Origin of the sequence: Streptomyces sp. NPDC058464 (assembly GCF_042721035.1) — a bacterium.
Classification (GTDB): Bacteria; Actinomycetota; Actinomycetes; order Streptomycetales; family Streptomycetaceae; genus Streptomyces.
The window spans coordinates 296,468-315,498 of record NZ_JBHXMA010000005.1; the positions used below are offsets into that span (position 1 = coordinate 296,468).

Genomic DNA, 19,031 nt, shown 5'->3' on the forward strand with positions numbered 1-19,031 from the left:
TCACCGCCGCAGACCGGGATACGGACTGGCATACGCGTGCGGCGAAGCCTCATGGCTACGCCGCCGTCAATGTGTGTGTCTGTGGTCGCTGGATGGGGTGATGTCTGCGGGGTTGGCGTACATGCGTGTGGCTGTCGTGCGTATGGTCCGTTTGGGGTCCCGGGATGCCGTGGTGTCCCGGCCGGGGATCGTGAGAGGCGGCGATGGCGCAGGTGAGGTCGGTTGCAGAGGTCGGGCATGCCCGCTTCACCTACCGGCTGCGTGTGTCGTCGACCGCCCGGACTGCACTTGAAGCGGAGTGGGACCGCTGCCGGTGGATCTGGAACGAATGCGTCGCCAAGTCCCGCCGGGTACACGCACACAACAAGGGCGCCCCGGACGGCAGGCTGACGTGCGGTCTGGCGCAGCTCGACAGGATGCTGACCGAGGCCCGCGCGGCGACGGCGTGGCTCCGTGACGGCGCGAGCGTCCCGCAGCAGCAGATCATCAGGGACTTTGCCAAATCCCGGTCCAAGGCGCAGAAGGACATCAAGGACCGGCTGCCCATGCACCGGCGGGCAGGGATGCCGCGCTGCAAGAAGAAGCGTGAGGCTCTGCCGACGCTGAACTACACCGTCCGGGGCTTCCGGCTCAAGGACGGACGCCTGCACCTGGCGGGCGGCATCAGCCTGATGGTGGTGTGGTCCCGTGAACTGCCGTCCGCGCCCTCCTCGGTGCGCGTGTACCGCGACGCGGTGGGGCACTGGTACGCCTCGTTCGTCGTCGTCACCGAGGCCCAGCCGCTCCCGGAGACGGGCCGTGTGCTGGGCGTGGACTGGGGCGTGAAGGAGACCGCCACCACTACCTCTGACGCACACGACCTCCCCCATGCCGGGCACGGGAAGAAGGCCCAGGCGAAACTGACCCGGTACGACCGGATGATGGCCCGCCGCCGCCCACCCAAGGGGCAGCCCGGGTCGAAGGGCTATCGCGAAGCGAAGCAGTTGCGAGCGAAGGCGCACCAGAAGGTCGCCCGGCAACGCCAGGACACTGGTTGTAAGTGGGCCAAGCGCGTCGTCGCCGACCACGACGCCATCGCTGTCGAGGACTTCCGCCCGAAGTTCCTCGCCAAGTCCACCATGGCCCGGAAGGCCGCCGACGCGGCGATCGGCGCCACGAAGAAGGCCCTGATCGAGATGGGCCGCAAGCACGGGCGGGACGTCCGCTTCGTGCATCCCGCGCACACCACCATGGACTGCGCGCACTGCGGAGCGAGAGCCAAGCACGCACTGCCGTTGTCGGAACGTACCTACACCTGCACCGCGTGCGGGCTCGTGTCCCCCCGGGACAAGAACTCCGCCCACGTGATGCTCGTCCGGGCTGGTCTCCACCCGGCTGGTGCCGAGGGCGTAAGACCTCCGGGAGCGTGGCTCCCGGAGGCAGCCTGAGCCAGGAATCCCCCAGCTTCAGCAGGGGGAGGATTCAAAGCGTCCATATGCCCTTCACCACCGCCGTCACCCCGCCCGTCAGGGCGAGGAGGAGGACCAGGCGGCGGGCGTGGTGTTCGGGCATGTGGTCGCCCACCGCTCTGCCGAGCAGCCCGCCCGTCAGCATGGCGCCGCCCACCGCCGCCCACTCCGCGCCGCTGAGGTCCGGCACCCCGTTCGCCGTCACCGAGAAGGCGTTCACGACCACGCCGTAGAACTGGGCGTTCGGGACGAACTCGCGTACCGTCCAGCCCGCGTTGAGGGCGTAGAGGGAGACCGGGGGGCCGCCCACGCCCGCCGCCGAGTTCATGAAGCCGCCCACCGCGCCGGCCGTCAACGCGCCCGCCCGGCCGCGGAGTACGGGGACCCGGGCGCCGCGCATGACCAGGAGGACGGCCGCCGTCACCAGGGCGCCCATGGTCAGGAGGAGGAACGGCGGCGGGAGTTGGCGGGTCAGCCAGGTGCCCGCGGGTACTGTGCAGGCCGCCGCCGCGCACAGCGGGACCATCGCCGCCGGGCGGACCCGGCGCCAGCCGCCCGCCAGGCCCACCACGCTGATCGCGCCCGCCGCGCAGTTGGCGAGCGCGACGCCCTCGGCGGGGCCGAGGAGGAGGATCAGGGCCGGTACGGCGACCAGCGCGAAGCCCATGCCGGTCAGCCACTGCACGCTCGCGCCCAGCAGCACGATGCCGGAGAGAAGGATCAACGCCGTCGTCATGGTGTAACTGGCTACACCAACGGTTCGGGAGCGCGCTCCCTCGTTGCGGTCCCCGGGAGACGGAATCGTTGATCTCGCCAGGTCAACTCCTCCCGGACAAGGACATCTCCCATGAAGTCGCTGCTCGCCTCCCGGCCCGTCCTGTGGTTCCTCTTCCTCTTCAACCTCGTCGTCGCCGCCGTCGCGCCCTTCGTCGTCGACGGCACACAGGGGGTGCTGACCGCCGTCGGGATGGGGGTGGTGTCGCTCGGTGCCGGCGTCAGTCTGCTGCGCCGCTGAGGGAATTGGCTCAGCCCTGCACCTGCGCTGTACGTCGGCTGCACGGGCGCTAACCGGTGGAAGGCGAGTCTTGGGGCATGAACCGAACGACACGCATACGCGCCGCCGTCGTCACCGCCACCGCCCTCGTCACCGCCGCCACGGTGAGCGCGGGGGTGAGCCAGGCCGGTGGTTCCAAGCCGCCGCACGAGCCGAGCAAGAAGCAGATCGCGGCCCTCTTCGACCGGTGGAACGCCGCCCTGCGGACCGGTGACCCCGAGAAGGTCGCCGGCCTCTACGCCAAGGACGCGGTTCTCCTCCCGACCGTCAGCAACAAGATCCGCACCGACCATGCCGAGATCGTCGACTACTTCGAGCACTTCCTGCAGAACAAGCCGGTGGGCGAGAAGAAGCGGACCATCGTGAACGTCCTCGACGCGAACTCCGCCATCGACACGGGCGTCTACCAGTTCACCCTCACCGACCCCGCGACCGGCGTCCAGCGGGTCGTCGAGGCCCGCTACACCTACGAGTACGAGAAGCGCGGCGGCAAGTGGCTCATCGTCAACCACCACTCCTCGGCGATGCCCGAAGGGTGATCCGCACCCACAGCCCGCCGCCCGGCGCGTCCCGCAGGGTCACCGTGCCGCCGTCGTCCGTCAGCAACTGGCGTACGACGGACAGCCCGAGGCCCGAGCCGGAGCGGCCGGTCAGGCCCTGACCGCGCCAGAAGCGGTCGAAGGCACGGGACTTCTCCGCGTCCGTCATGCCGGGGCCCTCGTCCAGGACGGAGAGCGTCACCTCGTCGGCGTCGGCCTCGACGCGTACGGTGATGGTGGCGCCGTCCGGGGACACCTCCAGGGCGTTGGAGAGCACGTTGTCCAGCACCTGGTCCAGGTGACCGGGACCGGCCAGCACGGCCGGCCGGCCGTCGGCGGCCGCCCTGAGCGCGATGTCGACCCCGCGCTCGTCGGCGGCCGGTCGCCACACCGAGAGACGCTCGTTCACGATGTCCAGCAGCTGCAACGGCTCGGGCGCCGTCACCTTCGCCTCCGCGCGCGCCAGCACCAGCAGGCCGTTCACCAGGCGGCTCATCCGGACCACCTCCGCCGTCGCCTGTTCCACGTCCTCGCGGACGAACTCGTCGTCGACGCCGTCCGCGATGTTGTCCAGGGACAGGCGCAACGCCGTGAGCGGGGTGCGCAGTTGGTGGGAGGCGTCGGCGACGAAGATGCGCTGCGAGGCGACGAGCGTGTCCAGGCGCTCCGCGCCCTGGTTCAGGGTGCGGGCCAGGGTCTGGGTCTCGGCCGGGCCGGTCACGGGGGAGCGGGCGGTGAGATCGCCGTCGCCGAACCTGCTGGCCATGGAGTTGAGTTCGCGCAGGGGACGGGTGATCCGGCGGGCGGCGACCGCGCCGATCGCGGCGGCCGCCGCCAGCACGAGCACGGCCAGGCCGGCCCGGAAGCCCCAGATCTGCCAGAGCCGGGTGGTCATGTCCGAGGTCGAGTAGACGATCCGTACGGCCGTGTCCCCCTCGGCGGGGACGGTGACGGTCAGGTGCTCGCCCCAGATGAAGTCGGAACCCCAGTCGGTGGTCGGGGTGTTGTACCGCACGGCCCGGGTCAGCGCCGCGTCGGCGGCGGGCCTCGGCAGGTCCGGGGCGCAGCTGCCGCCGGGGACCGCCTGGACCGTGCCGGGGGTCTCGCGGTCGTACGCCCTGGCCACCTCGGTCAGGGCCTCGCAGGAGACGCCGTCGGCGCCGCCCAGCAGCAGCGCCATCGTCTTGGCCTCGCGCAGGACGGAGAGTCCGGTGTCGTCGCGGAGCTGCTTGGTGAGGGTGAAGGCGACCGGGACGGTGAACAGCAGGATGGCGACCGCGACCAGGAGGATGTAGCTGCGGATGAGCTGGCGGTTCACGAGGTGTCCCCGGCTATCTCCAGGCGGAAGCCGACGCCCCGGACGGCCTCGATGGTGATCGCGCCGGCGAGTTTGCGGCGCAGGGCCGCCACATGCACGTCCAGGGTCTTGGTCGGGCCGAACCAGTTCGCGTCCCAGACGGCCTCCATGATCTGCTCGCGCGACATCAGCGCGCCCGGCTCCTCGGTGAGGAAGGCCAGCAGGTCGTACTCCTTGGGGGCCAGGGCGACCTCCGCTCCGTCCAGGTGGACGCGGGCGGCCTTGCGGTCGACGGTGAGCCGGGGGCCGTAGCGGTCGGGGCCGGCGTCCAGCGTCCGGGGCCGCGTCCGGCGCAGTACCGCCCTTATCCGGGCGATCACCTCACGGACCCCGAACGGCTTGGAGACGTAGTCGTCGGCGCCCAGTTCCAGGCCGACCACCCGGTCCGTCTCGTCGCTGCGCGCGCTGATCACGATGATCGGCACATCGCCGCGCTGCCGGAGCGCCTTGCAGACGTCCAGGCCGTCGGTGTCGGGCAGGCCGAGGTCGAGGAGCACGACGTCACAGGGGCCGGTGTGGGCGAGCGCGGCGGCGCCCGTGGTGACCCACTCGACCTCGAAGCCGTACCGCTTCAGGCCGCGCCGGAGGGATTCCGCGACCGGCTCGTCGTCTTCCACCAGGAGTACGCGCACGCCCCGTACCTTAATTCTTGAAACTTCATTCATGGAGTTCGCTGTGAGGCAGGGCACTTTCCGCGTGGTGCGCCGTCCGCTGGGCAGGTTCCGGTGACGGGTGCCGACGTCTCACCATGCGGGAGCGCGCTGGTGGAATTCGGACGCTCGTTAAACTGAGCCGACACAAACAAACCGAGCGAGGAGCGCACGTGGGCCTTGTCGTGCAGAAGTACGGAGGCTCCTCCGTTGCCGATGCCGAGGGCATCAAGCGCGTCGCCAAGCGAATCGTGGAAGCGAAGAAGAACGGCAACCAGGTGGTTGTCGTCGTTTCCGCGATGGGCGACACGACGGACGAGCTGATCGATCTCGCCGAGCAGGTATCCCCGATGCCTGCCGGGCGTGAGTTCGACATGCTGCTGACCGCCGGAGAGCGTATCTCCATGGCGCTGCTGGCCATGGCGATCAAAAACCTGGGCCACGAGGCCCAGTCGTTCACCGGCAGCCAGGCAGGCGTCATCACCGACTCGGTCCACAACAAAGCCCGGATCATCGACGTCACGCCGGGGCGGATCCGGACGGCGCTCGACGAGGGCAACATCGCGATCGTCGCCGGGTTCCAGGGCGTCAGCGCGGACAAGAAGGACATCACCACGCTGGGGCGCGGCGGCTCCGACACGACGGCCGTGGCGCTCGCCGCCGCGCTCGACGCCGAGGTGTGCGAGATCTACACCGACGTCGACGGTGTGTTCACCGCCGACCCGCGCGTGGTGAAGAAGGCGCGGAAGATCGACTGGATCTCCTTCGAGGACATGCTGGAGCTCGCCGCCTCCGGTTCCAAGGTGCTGCTCCACCGCTGTGTGGAGTACGCCCGCCGCTACAACATCCCGATCCACGTCCGGTCCAGCTTCAGCGGACTGCAGGGCACGTGGGTCAGCAGCAACCCGATTGGGGACAAGAAGGTGGAGCAGGCCATCATCTCCGGTGTCGCGCACGACACCTCCGAGGCCAAGGTCACGGTCGTCGGTGTGCCGGACAAGCCGGGTGAGGCCGCCGTGATCTTCCGGACGGTCGCCGACGCCGGGATCAACCTCGACATGATCGTGCAGAACGTGTCCGCCGCCGCCACCGGCCTGACGGACATCTCCTTCACGCTCCCGAAGACCGAGGGCCGCAAGGCCATCGACGCGCTGGAGCGCAACCGGTCGGGCATCGGCTTCGACTCGCTGCGCTACGACGACCAGATCGGCAAGATCTCCCTGGTCGGGGCCGGTATGAAGACCAACCCCGGGGTCACCGCGTCCTTTTTCGAGGCCCTGTCCGAGGCGGGCGTGAACATCGAGCTGATCTCGACCTCCGAGATCCGCATCTCGGTCGTCACGCGTGCCGACGACGTGCCGGAGGCCGTGCGAGCCGTGCACACCGCCTTCGGACTCGACTCCGACTCCGACGAGGCCGTGGTCTACGGAGGCACCGGCCGATGACGGGCAAGCCGACGCTCGCGGTCGTGGGGGCGACCGGGGCCGTCGGCACGGTCATGCTCCAGATCCTGTCCCAGCGGGCGGACGTCTGGGGCGAGATCCGCCTGATCGCCACCCCGCGCTCGGCCGGCCGCAAGCTGACGGTGCGCGGGGCCGAGGTCGAGGTCGTCGCGCTGTCGGAGGAGGCCTTCGACGGGATCGACGTCGCGATGTTCGACGTGCCCGACGAGGTGTCCGCGCGCTGGGCGCCGGTCGCCGCGGCCCGGGGCGTGGTCGTCGTGGACAACTCCGGGGCCTTCCGGATGGATCCCGAGGTGCCGCTCGTCGTCCCCGAGGTCAATCCGCACTGCGCCCGCAACCGGCCGCGCGGGATCATCGCCAACCCCAACTGCACCACCCTGTCGATGATCGTCGCCCTGGGCGCGCTGCACGCCGAGTTCGGGCTGCGCGAGCTGGTGGTGTCGTCGTACCAGGCGGTGAGCGGCGCCGGGCGGGCCGGCGTGGAGACGCTGCGGGCCCAGCTGTCGATGGTCGCCGGTACGGAGCTGGGCACCAAGCCCGGTGACGTGCGGCGGGCCGTCGGGGACCTCACCGGGCCGTTTCCGGAGCCGGTCGCGCTCAACGTCGTCCCGTGGGCCGGGTCGCTGCGGGAGGACGGCTGGTCGTCGGAGGAGATGAAGGTGCGGGACGAGTCCCGCAAGATCCTCGGCCTGCCGAAGCTGCCGGTCGCGGTGACGTGCGTACGGGTGCCGGTGGTCACCACCCACTCCCTGACGGTGCACGCCAGGTTCCAGGGCCCGGTCACGGTCGACGGGGCCCGGGAGATCCTGGACACCGCCCCGGGTGTCGTCCTCTTCGACAACCCGGCCGCCGGCGAGTTCCCGACGCCCGCGGACGTGGTGGGCACGGATCCGACCTGGGTCGGGCGGGTACGGCGGGCGCTCGACGACCCGACCGCGCTGGAACTCTTCGTGTGCGGGGACAATCTTCGCAAAGGGGCCGCGCTGAACACCGCGCAGATCGCCGAGCTGGTGGCGGCGGAACTGACTGGCCGTTCAGGTAGTGGGGATTTTGTGTGAACAGCCGGTGACCACGGCAAACGCCCTGTAGGCGGCCCGGGTGGGAGCGGGCCCACGGGTAGGGTCCGCGTAAGAAATGTGTCCCGGAGCATGGTCCAAACCTCTTGAACCCGCACCCGTCCGCGTTCGAAGATTTTCCTCCCCGTCCTCCGCAACCATGCGGGCGGCGGGGAGCGTCTTTGCGGTCGCCTGTCTTACCGGGCGCTTACGTGATCGGGCCTTCGGGTCCTGGGGACGCATGATCCTGGCGTGGGGACGCCGTGATCGGGGCGTGGGGACGCCCGTTCATCATGGGATACAAGGGAAGAGCGGGACGCATGACGGCAATTGAGGCACCGCCGAGTGTGCTGCCGGACGCGCGGAGAACGGCGCCGCCCGCGTCGGCCGGCCGATCCGGCGGATCCGGCGTGCGTGCCACCGGCGGGCTCGGTGTGCGCTCGTCCGACATGCCCGACGTAAAAGTGATGCCCGGCACGTACAACCCCAGCGGGGGTAGGCGTGTCCAACTGGCGTGGCAGAGGTTCTCGAACTCAGTGCGCCCCGCGGCGCGACGGTCCTGCGGCCGCCCCGCGCCGGGCTGCGCCCCCGCATGCCCGGCGCGCCCGGCGGCATGCCGGTGATCGCCCCCATGCCCGCAGCGCGGCCCACCCGCATACCCAGCCAGCGCGACGGCGCCGACGAGACGACGGCCGCGGCCGGTACCACCGTCGACCACCTCACCGAGACGTACCGGGCGCACTACCGCTCGCTCCTCGGCCTCGCCGCGCTCCTCCTCGACGACACCGCCTCCTGCGAGGACGTCGTCCAGGAGGCGTTCATCCGCGTCCACTCCGCCCGCAAACGCGTCCGGGACCCGGAGAAGACCCTGGCCTACCTGCGCCAGACGGTCGTCAACCTCTCCCGCTCCGCGCTGCGCCGCCGCATCCTCGGCCTGAAGCTCCTCTCCAAGCCGATGCCGGACGCGGCCAGCGCCGAGGAAGGCGCCTACGACCAGCTGGAGCGGCGCGACCTGATCAAGGCGATGAAGGGCCTGCAGCGCCGCCAGCGCGAGGTCCTCGTCCTGCGCTACTTCGCCGACATGACCGAGGCCCAGGTCGCCGAGACGCTCGGCATCTCGCTGGGCTCGGTGAAGGCGTACGGTTCGCGCGGTATCGCGGCCCTGCGGGTGGCGATGGAGTCGGCGGCATGACGGACAGCCCCCAGGGAGGCGACTCGCATGATCGCCACGAGCCCTACGCCTGGCACGAGCCGACAGGCGATCACGAGCCCGGTTCAGGGCCCGCTTCGAAGCCCGGTTCGGGGGAGCCGGCGCCACGACAGCACGAGCAAGAGCACACGCAATCGCACGCTGGGAACGGAACTGTGAACCACGGCCCCGACGAAAAGGGCCCCGAGGGCCCCGAGGGCCTGGGACCGGGCCCCGAAGGGCTCCGGAGCGGGCTCGGCCCCGGCTTCGGGGCAGGAGCCGACGGCCCCGACGCCCTGGACGGGTTCGACGCGGACGAGCTGGCCCTGCGCCGGCTGCTGCACTCCGCGGTCGACGACCTCGCGCCGCGCGACGGCTCCCTCGACCACCTGCGCCGCGCGGTCCCCGCCCGCCGGGCCCGCAAGCGTCAGGCCGCCGTCGGCATGGCGGCCGCGGCCCTGTTCATCGGCACCGCGGTCCCCGCCCTCATCCACGTCTCCAACTCCGGCGGCACCGACCCCAACACCTCGATGGCCGGCCAGGCCTCCCAGGCGCAGGGCGGCTCCGCCGGCGGCAAGAACCCGGACGGCGGCGCCAGCACCGCGGGCGGCACCAGCGGCCAGGCCACCGGCCAGAACCCCGGCGGCACCAAGGGCAGCGGCAAGAACGAGACCACCGGCGCCGGCGACGGCACCAAGGTCGTCCCCACCGCCAGCGCCGCCAGCAGCGCCCCGGTCTGCACCTCCGCGCAGCTCGGCACCCCGACGTCCACCGTCGACGCCCCCGACTCGACGGGCGTCGTCTACGGCACCTTCAGCGTCGTCAACGTCTCGACGACGAGCTGTACCGTCGGCGGCCCCGGCAGCGTGGCCTTCCTCGCGCAGGGCGCGGCCGACTCCACCAAGATCCAGGTCGTCCGGCACGCCTCCGGCGACGCGGCGGCCGGGCTGCCCGACCCGACCACCGAACTCACCGGCCTGATCCTGGCGCCCGGCGCGGCCTACCAGGAGAAGTTCGGCTTCGTCCCTTCGGAGACCTGCCCGACCACCGGCTCCAGCACCGGCGGCTCCACCGACACCGGCGGCACCGACGGGGGCAGCACGGCCTCCCCGAGCCCTTCCGAGGGCGCCAGCAGCAGTGCGGGTACGACCACGTCCGGGTCGGACGGCACCACCACCCAGCTGCTCACCGAGGACGGCACGGCCGACGGGAGCATCGCGGTCTCGTACACCCCGCAGGCCGGATCCCCGACCGGCTCGGCGACGGTGACGAACGCCTGCGCCGGGACGGTCTACTGGACCGGGGTCCTGCCGGCGGTGTGACCGGCGGGACCGGCAGCACTGGCAGGACCGGCAGTGTCCGTCAGACGGCGGTCGGCTGCTGGGTTTCCGCTTCCTCGTCCGGGACCAGGCCGAGCGCCGCGTCCCGGGCGAACTCCACCTCGCGGCGCAGCAGCCGGAACCACATGAACACCACGAACCCCGCGAACACGAACCACTCACCGGTGTAGCCGAGGTTCTGGAACGCCTTCAGGTCCAGCCCCGAGTTGTCCGGCGCGGTCGCCGGCACGGCCGTCATCCCCGGGTCGGCCTTGTCCAGGGTGATCCACGCGTCGTACACGGGGTACGACACCAGGTTCACCAGTGAGGCCGCGCTGATCGCCGCCGTCTGCCCCGACGGCAGCCCGCCCTGGTTGCTGACGCCGTTGTCCCCCGGCGTCTCGGAGGCCTGCAGCGCGCCGGTGACGGTGACCTCGCCGGTGGGCGCGGCGGGCACCTTGGCGGCGTCGGCCTTGCCGGGCAGCCAGCCGCGTACGACGGGCAGCGCCTTGCCGGAGTCGGTGCGCAGCAGGGTCAGGACGTAGAAGCCGTTCTTCCCGTCGACCTGACGGTCGGGCACCAGCAGCTGCTTGGCGTACCGGCCGGTGACGGTGGCCCGCTGGCCGGAGGTCGACTGGTCGACGGGGAGCAGCTCGGCGAGCGGCCGGGCCGCCTCCGTCTTCGCCGTCTCGACCTGCTTGTCGGCGCTGCGATGCGCCTCGACCCGCGCCTCGAAGCGGCTCAGCTGCCACGACCCCATGAAGATGCAGAACGGGATGGCGAGCAGCACGAAGACGTTGATGCCCCACCAGCGGGGTGTCAGCAGGAAGCGGTACACGCCGTCCACGGTACGGGGCGGTTCATGGCGGTTTACGGGCGGGGTGGGCGCGGCCCGGCGGGTTTTCCGGCCGGCCTGCGGGCCTGCCTGCCGGGTGGGTGCCGGCCCGGACGTCCACCTGGGGGTTCGCAAAGTTATCCACAGGCTGCGGACGCCCCTCGACGCATTGTGGGTGCGGACGGGCACTATGGGGCCATGACTGCGGCCATGAGTGAGAGCGACATGCCGGACTGGGAGAAGCGCTTCCGCGCCCCTCGGGTCTCCCTGCCGGACTGGGCGGAGGACGCCCCCGACCGTTCCCTGTTCGTGTCGAACGCGACGGGGACGTACGAGCTGTACGCCTGGGACCGCGCGAGCGGGGAGCAGCGCCAGGCGACGAACCGGCCGAACGGCACGACGGACGGGCTGCTCTCCCCGGACGGCGCGTGGATCTGGTGGTTCGACGACAAGGACGGCGACGAGTTCGGCGTCTGGCGCCGCCAGCCCTTCGGCGGCGGCGCGGACGAGGAGGCGACGCCCGGCCTGGAGCCGTCCTACCCCTCGGGCCTGGCGCTGGGCCGGGACGGCCGTACGGCGGTCGTGGGCCGCTCGACGGACGACGAGGGGACGACGATCTTCCTGGTCAGAGCCGATGAGCAGCCACTGGAGATCTACCGGCACGCCGAGTCGGCGGGGGTCGGCGACCTCTCCCACGACGGCTCGCTGATCGCGATCGAGCACACCGAGCACGGCGACGCGATGCACTCGGCGCTGCGCGTGGTCCGTCCGGACGGCACGACGGTCGCCGAGCTCGACGACACCGACGGCGGCACGGAGGAACTCGGCCTGGAGGTGCTGGGCTTCGCCCCGGTCGACGGCGACCCGCGCCTGCTCATCGGCCACCAGCGGCGCGGCCGCTGGGAGCCCCTGGTCTGGGACGTCGTCTCCGGCGAGCAGACGGACCTGACCCTCGACCTGCCGGGCGACGTGAGCGCGGAGTGGTACCCGGACGGCGGCTCGCTGCTCGTCGTCCACAGCCACAAGGCCCGCAGCGACCTGTTCCGCTACGACCTGGCGACGCGCGAGCTGGCGCGCATCCCGACCCCGGCCGGTTCCGTCTCCGGGGCCACGGCCCGCCCCGACGGCACCGTCGAGTACCTGTGGTCGTCGGCCGCCGAGCCGCCGGTGGTCCGCTCGACGACCGGCGAGGTGGTCCTCGACCCGCCCGGGATGAAGTGCCCGCCGTCCGTCCCGGTCTCGGACGCGTGGGTGGAGGGTCCCGGCGGCCTCATCCACGCCCTGATCCAGAAGCCGGCCGGAGCGACCGGCCCCCTCCCCACCGTCTTCGACCTGCACGGCGGCCCGACCTGGCACGACAGCGACGGCTTCGCGGCGGGCCCGGCGGCCTGGGTGGACCACGGGTACGCGGTGGTCCGCATCAACTACCGCGGCTCCACGGGCTACGGCCGGGCCTGGACGGACGCGCTGAAGCACCGGGTGGGCCTGATCGAGCTGGAGGACGTGGCGGCGGTCCGGGACTGGGCGGTCGCCTCCGGCCTCGCCGACCCCGACCGACTCGTCCTGACCGGCGGCTCCTGGGGCGGCTACCTCACCCTCCTCGGCCTGGGCACCCAGCCCGCGTCCTGGGCGGTGGGCATCGCGGTCGTCCCGGTCGCCGACTACGTCACGGCGTACCACGACGAGATGGAGTCCCTGAAGGCGATGGACCGCACGCTGCTGGGCGGCACTCCGGAAGAGGTCCCCGACCGCTTCGCCGCCTCTTCCCCCCTCACCTACGTGGACGACGTCAAGGCCCCGGTCTACATCTCGGCCGGCCTCAACGACCCCCGCTGCCCGATCCGCCAGATCGACAACTACGTCAACCGCCTGGCGGCCCGCTCGGCCCTGCACGAGGTCTACCGCTACGACGCGGGGCACGGCTCCCTGGTGGTGGACGAACGCATCAAGCAACTCCGCCTGGAAATGGAGTTCGCGGAACGCCACCTCACACCTACGGCGGCAGCGCCGACAGACTGACCCCGCTTTCCCACCCACCCGACTCGGTTCGTGAAGCAGCGAGGCCCACACCCGCGCCGGCGCACGACAGGGACACGGCGCACCGCCGAACAAGCAGCGCTCACACGCCCGTGAGGTGAGGCGCCCCGAAAGGGGCGCGGGGCTGTTCCGATATGCGGCTCCGCCGCGTGGGCGCGACCAGCCCCCGCGCACCCGCAGGGACTCACGCCACCGCAACCCGCCCACCCCTCCTAGCCCTCAACCGAGCGAGTCGGGTGGGTGGGTGGGCGGTACCCGGCGTCCGGACAACTCGGCCAGACCCCTCCGGGTGGCGACCACCACCACCCGATCCCCACCCCGCAACACATACTCCCCGGCCGCAACCCCCGGCCGCCCCTCGAGCGCCAGCACCCGCCACGCCCCCGCCCGAAACGCCCCCTCCACGGTCCGCCCCTCCAACTGCGGATGCCCGCTCACCTGCACCGCCGCCACCAGCAACACCTTCCGCTCCACCGGAATCGCCCCGAGGATCTGCCGCCCCAGCATCGCCCCCGCGAAGGACGGCGCCGCCAGGTACGAGACGCTCCGGCTCCGGGTGACGGCATCCGGATGCGCCGCGCGCAGCGTCCGGTACACGGCGGTCGCGAAGTCGTCGTCGTACAGCCGCAGCACCGCCGTCAGATCGGGCCGCACGGACCGCGCGTACAGCACGGCCTCCAGATTCGTCGTGTCGGCGCTGGTCACCGCGAGCAGCGCCTGCGCCCGATGGATCTTCGCGGCCTCCAGGACCCCTTCCTGGGTCACGTCCCCGAGCACCACCGGCACCCGCAGCCGCCGCGCCACCGCCAGCCCGCGCGCCTCGGGATCCGACTCCACGCACACCACGGGCACGTGCAGCTCCCGCAACCGCGTCAGCACGCGCGTACCGATCTTCCCCAGCCCGAGGAGCACCACATGCCCGCCCAGCCCCCGGGGCGGCTTGCGCAGCGCGGAAGCCGTCCGGAAGGTCCCGAGCGCCTCCAGGACCGCCGCCAGCAGCACCGGAAGCAGCAGCAACCCGACCAGCCCCGTAAGGAGTTGCAGGATCTGTCTGCCGAGCGGCGCCCCGATCGCGGGGTCGTCGATGGCGAACAGGTCGAGGAGCGTGTAGTAGAAGGCCCGTACCGGATGGAGGCCCGTCACCACCGACAACGCGATCGCCAGCGCGACCACGCACGCCACGCTCCCGGCCAGCGACCACCTGAGCCGCCGCGAGAACAGCGAGGCCAGCGGCGGTACGACCCCGACCCCGCGCCCGGCCGGCTCCGCCGCCCCCGCGGACGACGACACGTGCTCCAGCACCATCACGCCACGCTCACCCGCGGCCGCCCGCACCTGCTCCCCGTCCGGCAGCATCAGCGGTCCCCGGGCCCGGACGCCCTCGGCCGGCTCGGGCCCGGTGCTGTTCGGCGAGAGCAACGCCAGCGGGAACAGCCCCCGTTCGGCGGCATTCTGCCCCGCGTCGGCACCCGGCGGCAGGTCCACCGCCCGCAGCACCAGGCCCTCCGTGTGGATGACCTTGCCGCGCCCGGCGAGCGCGGTGGCGGCGAGCGCCGGCGCGGCGGTGTCGGCGTCGGACAGCACGATCGTGGAGGCGTCCCCCACCGCGCCGCCCCCGCCGCCGTCCGCGTCCCCGATCGCCAACGCGGCCGCCTGGTCGAGGAGTTCCTCGATGTGCTGCCCCAACCGCCGGTTGTACAGGCGCAGGACGAGCCGCAGGCGCGGATTCAGCCGGCGGGCGGTGAGGGCGGCCCGGATGTTGGTCTCGTCGTCGTCGTACACGAGCGCGAGCGCGGCGGCCCGCTCCACACCCGCCTCGGCGAGCACCGCCTCATTGGCCTCGACGGCCTCCAGCACCCGTTCCCCGCGCGGCCCTTCAGCGACACCGGCGACGCCACCGGTAGCCGTACCGGTACCGCCGTTTCCGCCACCGCCGCCGTTCCCGCCGCCGTTCCCGCCCGTCCGTCCCACGGTCGCGCTGACCACCCGGTCGAACAGCGCGGCCGAGGCGGCCCGGGCGCGGCCGACGACCGGCGGCCGGGCGATGCGCACGTTCGGCGGCACGACAAGGGTGACCTGTTCGCCGTAGACCGTGCGCAACTCGGCGGCCAGCCGGTGCGCGAGTCCGTCGTCCCCGCACACCACCATCTGGGCCGGACCGCCACCACCTTGATACGGAACACTCGCCACAAGGGAAAAGACTGCCTCAACGGGACGCATGGTTCCAGCAACGAAGTGAACAGCCACCCCTGACCGCCCGTAGGGAAGGGGAGGGAGCATAATCCCCGATCTGACCGAAGTGCCGGAGGTATCCGACCCGTGGCCATCACCGAGAAAGCCGCCCCGCCCGGGGCCGCGCCCGAGGACGGGACCCCCGGCGCCGACGGCACCGGAACCCCGCCCGACAAGGAGGGCTGGCACCTCAACTCGCCCCTGGCACTGACCCTGCTCCTCCTCCTGGTCGTGGTCTTCCAGGGCCCGGTGCGGGGCGCGCTGTCCAAGCCGGTGATGCAGAGCTGGATGACGGTGTTCGTGGCGGTGGTCGTCCAGGCGCTCCCGTTCCTCGTCCTCGGCGTGCTCCTCTCCGCGGCGATCGCGGTCTTCGTCCCGCCCTCCTTCTTCGCCCGCGCCCTGCCCGGCCACCCCGCCCTGGCGGTACCGGTCGCGGGGCTGGCCGGGGTGATCCTGCCGGGCTGCGAGTGCGCGTCGGTCCCGGTGGCGGGCGCCCTGGTCCGCCGGGGCGTCACTCCCGCGGCGGCCATCGCCTTCCTCCTCTCCGCCCCCGCCATCAACCCGATCGTGCTGACGGCGACGGCGGTGGCGTTCCCGCGCAACCCCGAGATGGTGGTGGGCCGGTTCGCCGGCAGCCTGCTGGTGGCGTGCGCGATGGGCTGGCTGTGGCAGCGGCTCGGCCGCACCGACTGGCTGCGGCTGCCGGCGCACGCGCACCACGAGGGCGAGACCAAGGGGGAGGCGTTCTGGTCCTCCGTCCGGCACGACACCATGCAGGCGGGCGGCTTCCTGGTCCTCGGCGCGATGGCCGCGGCGACGCTGAAGGCGGTGGCGCCGGCGGAGTGGCTGCGTACGGCGGCCGCCAACCCGGTGGTCGCGATCCTCGCCCTGTCGGTCCTGGCCGTGCTCCTGTCCATCTGCTCGGAGGCGGACGCGTTCGTGGCGGCTTCCCTGACCCAGTTCTCGCTCACCGCGAAGCTGGCGTTCCTGATCGTGGGCCCGATGATCGACCTCAAGCTCTTCGCGATGCAGGCGGGCACCTTCGGCCGCGGCTTCGCCCTGCGTTTCGCCCCGGCCACCTTCGTGGCGGCGATCGCGGGCGCGGTCCTGACCGGGGCGGTGCTGCTGTGAACCGGCAGGCACAGGCGGCGGTGATGTTCCTGGTCGGAGGGGCCCTGCTGCACGCGGGCGGGACCGACCTCTACCTGCGCTACGTCAAGGCGGGCCTGCAGCCGCTGGTGCTGGCCGCGGGCGCCGTCCTGATCGTCGCGGCGCTGGCGACGGCCTGGTACGAGTGGAAGCGCGCCCGGACCCGGAAGGGGGCCGCGCCCGAGGCACACCCCGAGACCGAGGCGCACCCGGACACGCATCCGGAGGCACATGCCCACCCCGAACCCCGCATCTCCTGGCTGCTGGTCCTCCCCCTCCTCGCCCTGATCCTCGTCGCGCCGCCCGCGCTCGGCTCCTACAGCGCGCTGCGGACCGGTACGGCCCTGCAACAGCCGTACGGCTACCTGAAGTTGCCCAAGTCCGACCCGATACCGCTCAACCTCGTCGACTACGCGGGCCGCGCGGCCTACGACCACGGCCGTTCGCTGGCCGGCCACCAGGTCCGGATCGAGGGTTTCGTGGCCGTCGACTCGGCCGGCACCCCCTATCTCGTCCGCATGGCCCTCAACTGCTGTGCGGCGGACGCCCAGCCGGTGAAAGTGGGCCTGACCGGCAAGATCCCCCCGGTCCTGCAGCCGGACGCCTGGCTCCAGGTGACCGGCACCTACACCACCAAGCGGACCCGCGACCCGGTGAACAACGGCCCGATCCCGTTCCTCCAGGTCACCGACGCCAAGCCGATCCCGACCCCGGCCGACCCGTACGACGAGACCTGGAACAACTGACTGGCCTGGCGGTGGTGACGTAGGCGGTGTTCGGCTGCCCGCTGTCGTGGATGGGGCGCGCGTGTCACGGGCTGTGGTCGCGTCCGTCCTGCGGGGCGAAGACCGTGAGGGCGTCGGCGTCGGTCGCGCGTGCGTGCAGGAAGTAGTCGGCCCATTCGGTGATGTCGGGGTAGGACGAGTCCTGGCCGAGCCGGGTGACTGCGTTCTGGATATCGAAGTTCGTGGTGCGAAGTTCGACTCCCGGACCGAGGAGGGCCCAGTGTGCTCCGGTTCGTCCGTAGGGCATGCCGATGCTGCCTGGGTTGATCACGAGTCGGCCGTGGGCGAGACGGACGAACGGCATGTGGGTATGGCCGCAGACCACGGTGCGGATGTCGGAATCGAGCCCGTCGAAGACTTCCCTCCAGCGGTCGAGGCGGGAGTCGACAAGGACGACCTCTTCGTCGTCGCGAGGGGTGGCATGGCAGAACAGCACCATTCCCAAACCGTTCACGGGCAGGGAGAGTGATCGTGGCAACGAGCCGAGAAGGTCCAGATGGTCCTCACGGAGCTGCGAGGCCGCCCAGGGGGCAATGGGATCGGGGATGGTGTCGCGTTGCCCCCGCCGGAATTCGAGGAGTTCGCGGTCGGCGTTGCCGCTGACCCAGATGACGCGGTCGCCGAGGCCGGTCAACAGGTCGAGCACCTGGGTCGGTTGCGGGTCGGCGGTGATGTCGCCGGTGAGCACGATGCGATCGGCGGTGCTGACGTCTGGTTCGGCGAGTACGGCCTCCAGGGCCGGCAGTACGCCGTGAATGTCGGACAGGACGGCTACTCGGTTCAGCATGGTCACCACCGTGAGGTGAAGGCAGCCGCGTGGTGCGGTCTTTCGCCCGGCGCGTAGCTCAGACTGATCGACGGGTCGAGGCCCTCACGGCCAGGTGCGCTCGATACGGTCGTGGCGCACCGCGTACGCCGCCGGGCCGCCCTTCTCAAGGGCCCGGTGGATCGCATCGACGCGTGCGACGAGCCGTTCGACCATCTCGCTGCTGCGAAGCTGCTGGTTGTCGAGGTAGAACAGCACCGCTTCACGCTCCAGGACAGGCCGGATCTCCAGGTCCCTGGCCTTGATCCGTCCGTCCTTCGAGAGCGGGACCCAGGCTCGGTCGAGACCGTAGGTGATCCACTTCTCGTCGGGAACGTCCTGCCCGTCGTCCGGGAAGACGTCTCCGATCCGGTGAACCGTCCACCCGTATGCCCTCAGCCCCTCGGCGACACGACGACCGAGATTCCGGTCGAGGAAGAACTCAGGCGGCAAGGTGCACCACTGCCTGGCAGAGGGCATCCACCTGCTCAGGCGTCATGTCGTAGTCGTAGGCGATGTCTTCGACCGTTTCCCCGGCCTCCCAGAGGTCGGTGATCGCCTTCACCGTGACGCGGTTGGCGGCCACCACGGGGAGACCGTGGCCGAACCGCGGATCGATCAGGACGGGGACGGACTCCGGATACTGTCGCAGCCGCAGGCTGGAGGGGAAGTCCTCACCGGGCTCCCAGGTGAGGTAACGGAGGTGGTCGGAGACGACCTCCTTGATGGGAACCTGGCCGTCCCGGGCTCTTCGGAGATCCCCCCACCCGTGCTCGACGAAGATGTCCACACCGTCCGTGGCGATCCGCTTGGACACAAGACCGTACGGGGTGTCGAAGGCGTCCCGTACCGCGGCGGCCGCCTCCCTGATCTCGCTCATGCGAAGACCCAGCGAACGCAGAGAACGAAGGACGTGTGCCTCGGCCACTGCGATGAACGGAACGGAAGGCTGCCCCTTCCGCACCGGCTCCACCTGGTGGACCAGCGGCGCTCCGGCGGCCTGACCCTTCAGCCACGTGGCGAGAGTCGACTGTGGAATCTCAAGGTAGGAGGCCGTTTCCCTGGGTGTCAGAAGTCCGTCCATGAATCTGTCGACCATGCCCCACCTCCTCCT

18 protein-coding genes are annotated in these 19,031 nt (G+C 71.4%); 10 read left to right on the forward strand and 8 right to left on the reverse strand.

Annotated features, from left to right (window positions below):
- Window positions 1-212 precede the first annotated feature (212 nt).
- On the forward strand, window positions 213-1,427 hold the full coding sequence (locus tag ACFWPQ_RS10075) for an RNA-guided endonuclease InsQ/TnpB family protein (protein ID WP_384031836.1): 1,215 nt from the start codon (window positions 213-215) through the stop codon (window positions 1,425-1,427).
- Window positions 1,428-1,461: 34 nt separating this feature from the next.
- Here ACFWPQ_RS10075 and ACFWPQ_RS10080 read toward each other — a convergent pair whose 3' ends face one another.
- Window positions 1,462-2,184 (reverse strand): sulfite exporter TauE/SafE family protein, encoded by a 723-nt coding sequence (locus tag ACFWPQ_RS10080; protein ID WP_384031838.1) that lies wholly within the window; start codon window positions 2,182-2,184, stop codon window positions 1,462-1,464.
- Between the two features lie 111 nt (window positions 2,185-2,295).
- On the opposite strand from ACFWPQ_RS10080, the gene ACFWPQ_RS10085 reads away from it, so the two are divergent.
- Window positions 2,296-2,463: a hypothetical protein gene (locus tag ACFWPQ_RS10085; protein WP_361286357.1), complete on the forward strand. Its 168-nt coding sequence runs from the start codon at window positions 2,296-2,298 to the stop codon at window positions 2,461-2,463.
- Window positions 2,464-2,540: 77 nt separating this feature from the next.
- Window positions 2,541-3,041 carry an SgcJ/EcaC family oxidoreductase gene (locus ACFWPQ_RS10090; RefSeq protein ID WP_384031840.1) on the forward strand — a complete coding sequence of 167 codons (501 nt, stop codon included), beginning with the start codon at window positions 2,541-2,543 and terminating at the stop codon, window positions 3,039-3,041.
- On the opposite strand, the gene ACFWPQ_RS10095 is transcribed toward ACFWPQ_RS10090, so the two are convergent.
- Entirely contained in the window at window positions 3,007-4,359 is a 1,353-nt protein-coding gene (locus ACFWPQ_RS10095; RefSeq protein WP_384031843.1) for a sensor histidine kinase, read from the reverse strand. The genes ACFWPQ_RS10090 and ACFWPQ_RS10095 overlap by 35 nt on opposite strands.
- Complete coding sequence (locus ACFWPQ_RS10100) at window positions 4,356-5,030, reverse strand: response regulator transcription factor (RefSeq protein ID WP_384031845.1); 675 nt, start codon at window positions 5,028-5,030, stop codon at window positions 4,356-4,358. Before ACFWPQ_RS10100 ends, ACFWPQ_RS10095 begins: the two co-directional genes overlap by 4 nt.
- Before the next feature lie 191 nt (window positions 5,031-5,221).
- Between ACFWPQ_RS10100 and ACFWPQ_RS10105 the strand changes: the two genes are divergently transcribed.
- The 4 genes from ACFWPQ_RS10105 to ACFWPQ_RS10120 all read left to right on the forward strand — a co-directional run bounded on the left by ACFWPQ_RS10105 (window position 5,222) and on the right by ACFWPQ_RS10120 (window position 10,077).
- Window positions 5,222-6,493: an aspartate kinase gene (locus ACFWPQ_RS10105; protein WP_384031847.1), complete on the forward strand. Its 1,272-nt coding sequence runs from the start codon at window positions 5,222-5,224 to the stop codon at window positions 6,491-6,493.
- On the forward strand, window positions 6,490-7,569 hold the full coding sequence (locus ACFWPQ_RS10110) for an aspartate-semialdehyde dehydrogenase (protein WP_384031849.1): 1,080 nt from the start codon (window positions 6,490-6,492) through the stop codon (window positions 7,567-7,569). The genes ACFWPQ_RS10105 and ACFWPQ_RS10110 overlap by 4 nt, the downstream gene beginning before the upstream one ends.
- Before the next feature lie 511 nt (window positions 7,570-8,080).
- Window positions 8,081-8,758: a SigE family RNA polymerase sigma factor gene (locus ACFWPQ_RS10115; RefSeq protein WP_384031851.1), complete on the forward strand. Its 678-nt coding sequence runs from the start codon at window positions 8,081-8,083 to the stop codon at window positions 8,756-8,758.
- A 173-nt stretch (window positions 8,759-8,931) separates the two neighbouring features.
- Window positions 8,932-10,077, forward strand: coding sequence for a hypothetical protein (locus ACFWPQ_RS10120; RefSeq protein WP_384031853.1), 1,146 nt, complete (start codon window positions 8,932-8,934; stop codon window positions 10,075-10,077).
- 40 nt (window positions 10,078-10,117) lie between these two features.
- Here the strand turns inward: ACFWPQ_RS10120 and ACFWPQ_RS10125 are convergent, their stop codons facing one another.
- The gene (locus ACFWPQ_RS10125; RefSeq protein ID WP_384031855.1) at window positions 10,118-10,912 is read right to left on the reverse strand and encodes an SURF1 family protein; all 795 of its coding nucleotides are present in this window, start codon (window positions 10,910-10,912) and stop codon (window positions 10,118-10,120) included.
- Between the two features lie 207 nt (window positions 10,913-11,119).
- On the opposite strand from ACFWPQ_RS10125, the gene ACFWPQ_RS10130 reads away from it, so the two are divergent.
- The gene (locus ACFWPQ_RS10130) at window positions 11,120-12,928 is read left to right on the forward strand and encodes a S9 family peptidase (protein ID WP_384031857.1); all 1,809 of its coding nucleotides are present in this window, start codon (window positions 11,120-11,122) and stop codon (window positions 12,926-12,928) included.
- 237 nt (window positions 12,929-13,165) lie between these two features.
- Here the strand turns inward: ACFWPQ_RS10130 and ACFWPQ_RS10135 are convergent, their stop codons facing one another.
- Window positions 13,166-15,094, reverse strand: a complete 1,929-nt coding sequence (locus tag ACFWPQ_RS10135) for an NAD-binding protein (RefSeq protein ID WP_384031934.1) — start codon at window positions 15,092-15,094, stop codon at window positions 13,166-13,168.
- A 171-nt stretch (window positions 15,095-15,265) separates the two neighbouring features.
- Here ACFWPQ_RS10135 and ACFWPQ_RS10140 point away from each other — a divergent pair, with 171 nt between their 5' ends.
- Together ACFWPQ_RS10140 and ACFWPQ_RS10145 are read left to right on the forward strand one after the other, a co-directional pair.
- Window positions 15,266-16,309, forward strand: coding sequence for a permease (locus ACFWPQ_RS10140; RefSeq protein ID WP_384031859.1), 1,044 nt, complete (start codon window positions 15,266-15,268; stop codon window positions 16,307-16,309).
- A complete protein-coding gene (locus ACFWPQ_RS10145) occupies window positions 16,306-17,073 on the forward strand; it encodes a TIGR03943 family putative permease subunit (RefSeq protein WP_384031861.1) in 768 nt (255 codons plus the stop codon). Before ACFWPQ_RS10140 ends, ACFWPQ_RS10145 begins: the two co-directional genes overlap by 4 nt.
- Before the next feature lie 64 nt (window positions 17,074-17,137).
- Here ACFWPQ_RS10145 and ACFWPQ_RS10150 read toward each other — a convergent pair whose 3' ends face one another.
- The 3 genes from ACFWPQ_RS10150 to ACFWPQ_RS10160 all read right to left on the reverse strand — a co-directional run bounded on the left by ACFWPQ_RS10150 (window position 17,138) and on the right by ACFWPQ_RS10160 (window position 19,016).
- Window positions 17,138-17,899, reverse strand: a complete 762-nt coding sequence (locus tag ACFWPQ_RS10150) for a metallophosphoesterase family protein (RefSeq protein WP_384031863.1) — start codon at window positions 17,897-17,899, stop codon at window positions 17,138-17,140.
- An 84-nt stretch (window positions 17,900-17,983) separates the two neighbouring features.
- The gene (locus tag ACFWPQ_RS10155) at window positions 17,984-18,370 is read right to left on the reverse strand and encodes a toxin-antitoxin system, toxin component, PIN family protein (protein WP_384031865.1); all 387 of its coding nucleotides are present in this window, start codon (window positions 18,368-18,370) and stop codon (window positions 17,984-17,986) included.
- Window positions 18,360-19,016 (reverse strand): DUF433 domain-containing protein, encoded by a 657-nt coding sequence (locus ACFWPQ_RS10160; protein ID WP_384031936.1) that lies wholly within the window; start codon window positions 19,014-19,016, stop codon window positions 18,360-18,362. The genes ACFWPQ_RS10155 and ACFWPQ_RS10160 overlap by 11 nt, the downstream gene beginning before the upstream one ends.
- Window positions 19,017-19,031 lie beyond the last annotated feature (15 nt).

Bases quoted from the DNA above. Each gene is read 5' to 3' on its own strand.
- ACFWPQ_RS10080 (WP_384031838.1), bottom strand. From the start codon at position 2,184: ATGACGACGGCGTTGATCCTTCTCTCCGGCATCGTGCTGCTGGGCGCG.
- ACFWPQ_RS10085 (WP_361286357.1), top strand. From the start codon at position 2,296: ATGAAGTCGCTGCTCGCCTCCCGGCCCGTCCTGTGGTTCCTCTTCCTC.
- ACFWPQ_RS10090 (WP_384031840.1), top strand. From the start codon at position 2,541: ATGAACCGAACGACACGCATACGCGCCGCCGTCGTCACCGCCACCGCC.
- ACFWPQ_RS10110 (WP_384031849.1), top strand. From the start codon at position 6,490: ATGACGGGCAAGCCGACGCTCGCGGTCGTGGGGGCGACCGGGGCCGTC.
- ACFWPQ_RS10130 (WP_384031857.1), top strand. From the start codon at position 11,120: ATGAGTGAGAGCGACATGCCGGACTGGGAGAAGCGCTTCCGCGCCCCT.
- ACFWPQ_RS10135 (WP_384031934.1), bottom strand. From the start codon at position 15,094: ATGGTGGTGTGCGGGGACGACGGACTCGCGCACCGGCTGGCCGCCGAG.
- ACFWPQ_RS10150 (WP_384031863.1), bottom strand. From the start codon at position 17,899: ATGCTGAACCGAGTAGCCGTCCTGTCCGACATTCACGGCGTACTGCCG.
- ACFWPQ_RS10160 (WP_384031936.1), bottom strand. From the start codon at position 19,016: ATGGTCGACAGATTCATGGACGGACTTCTGACACCCAGGGAAACGGCC.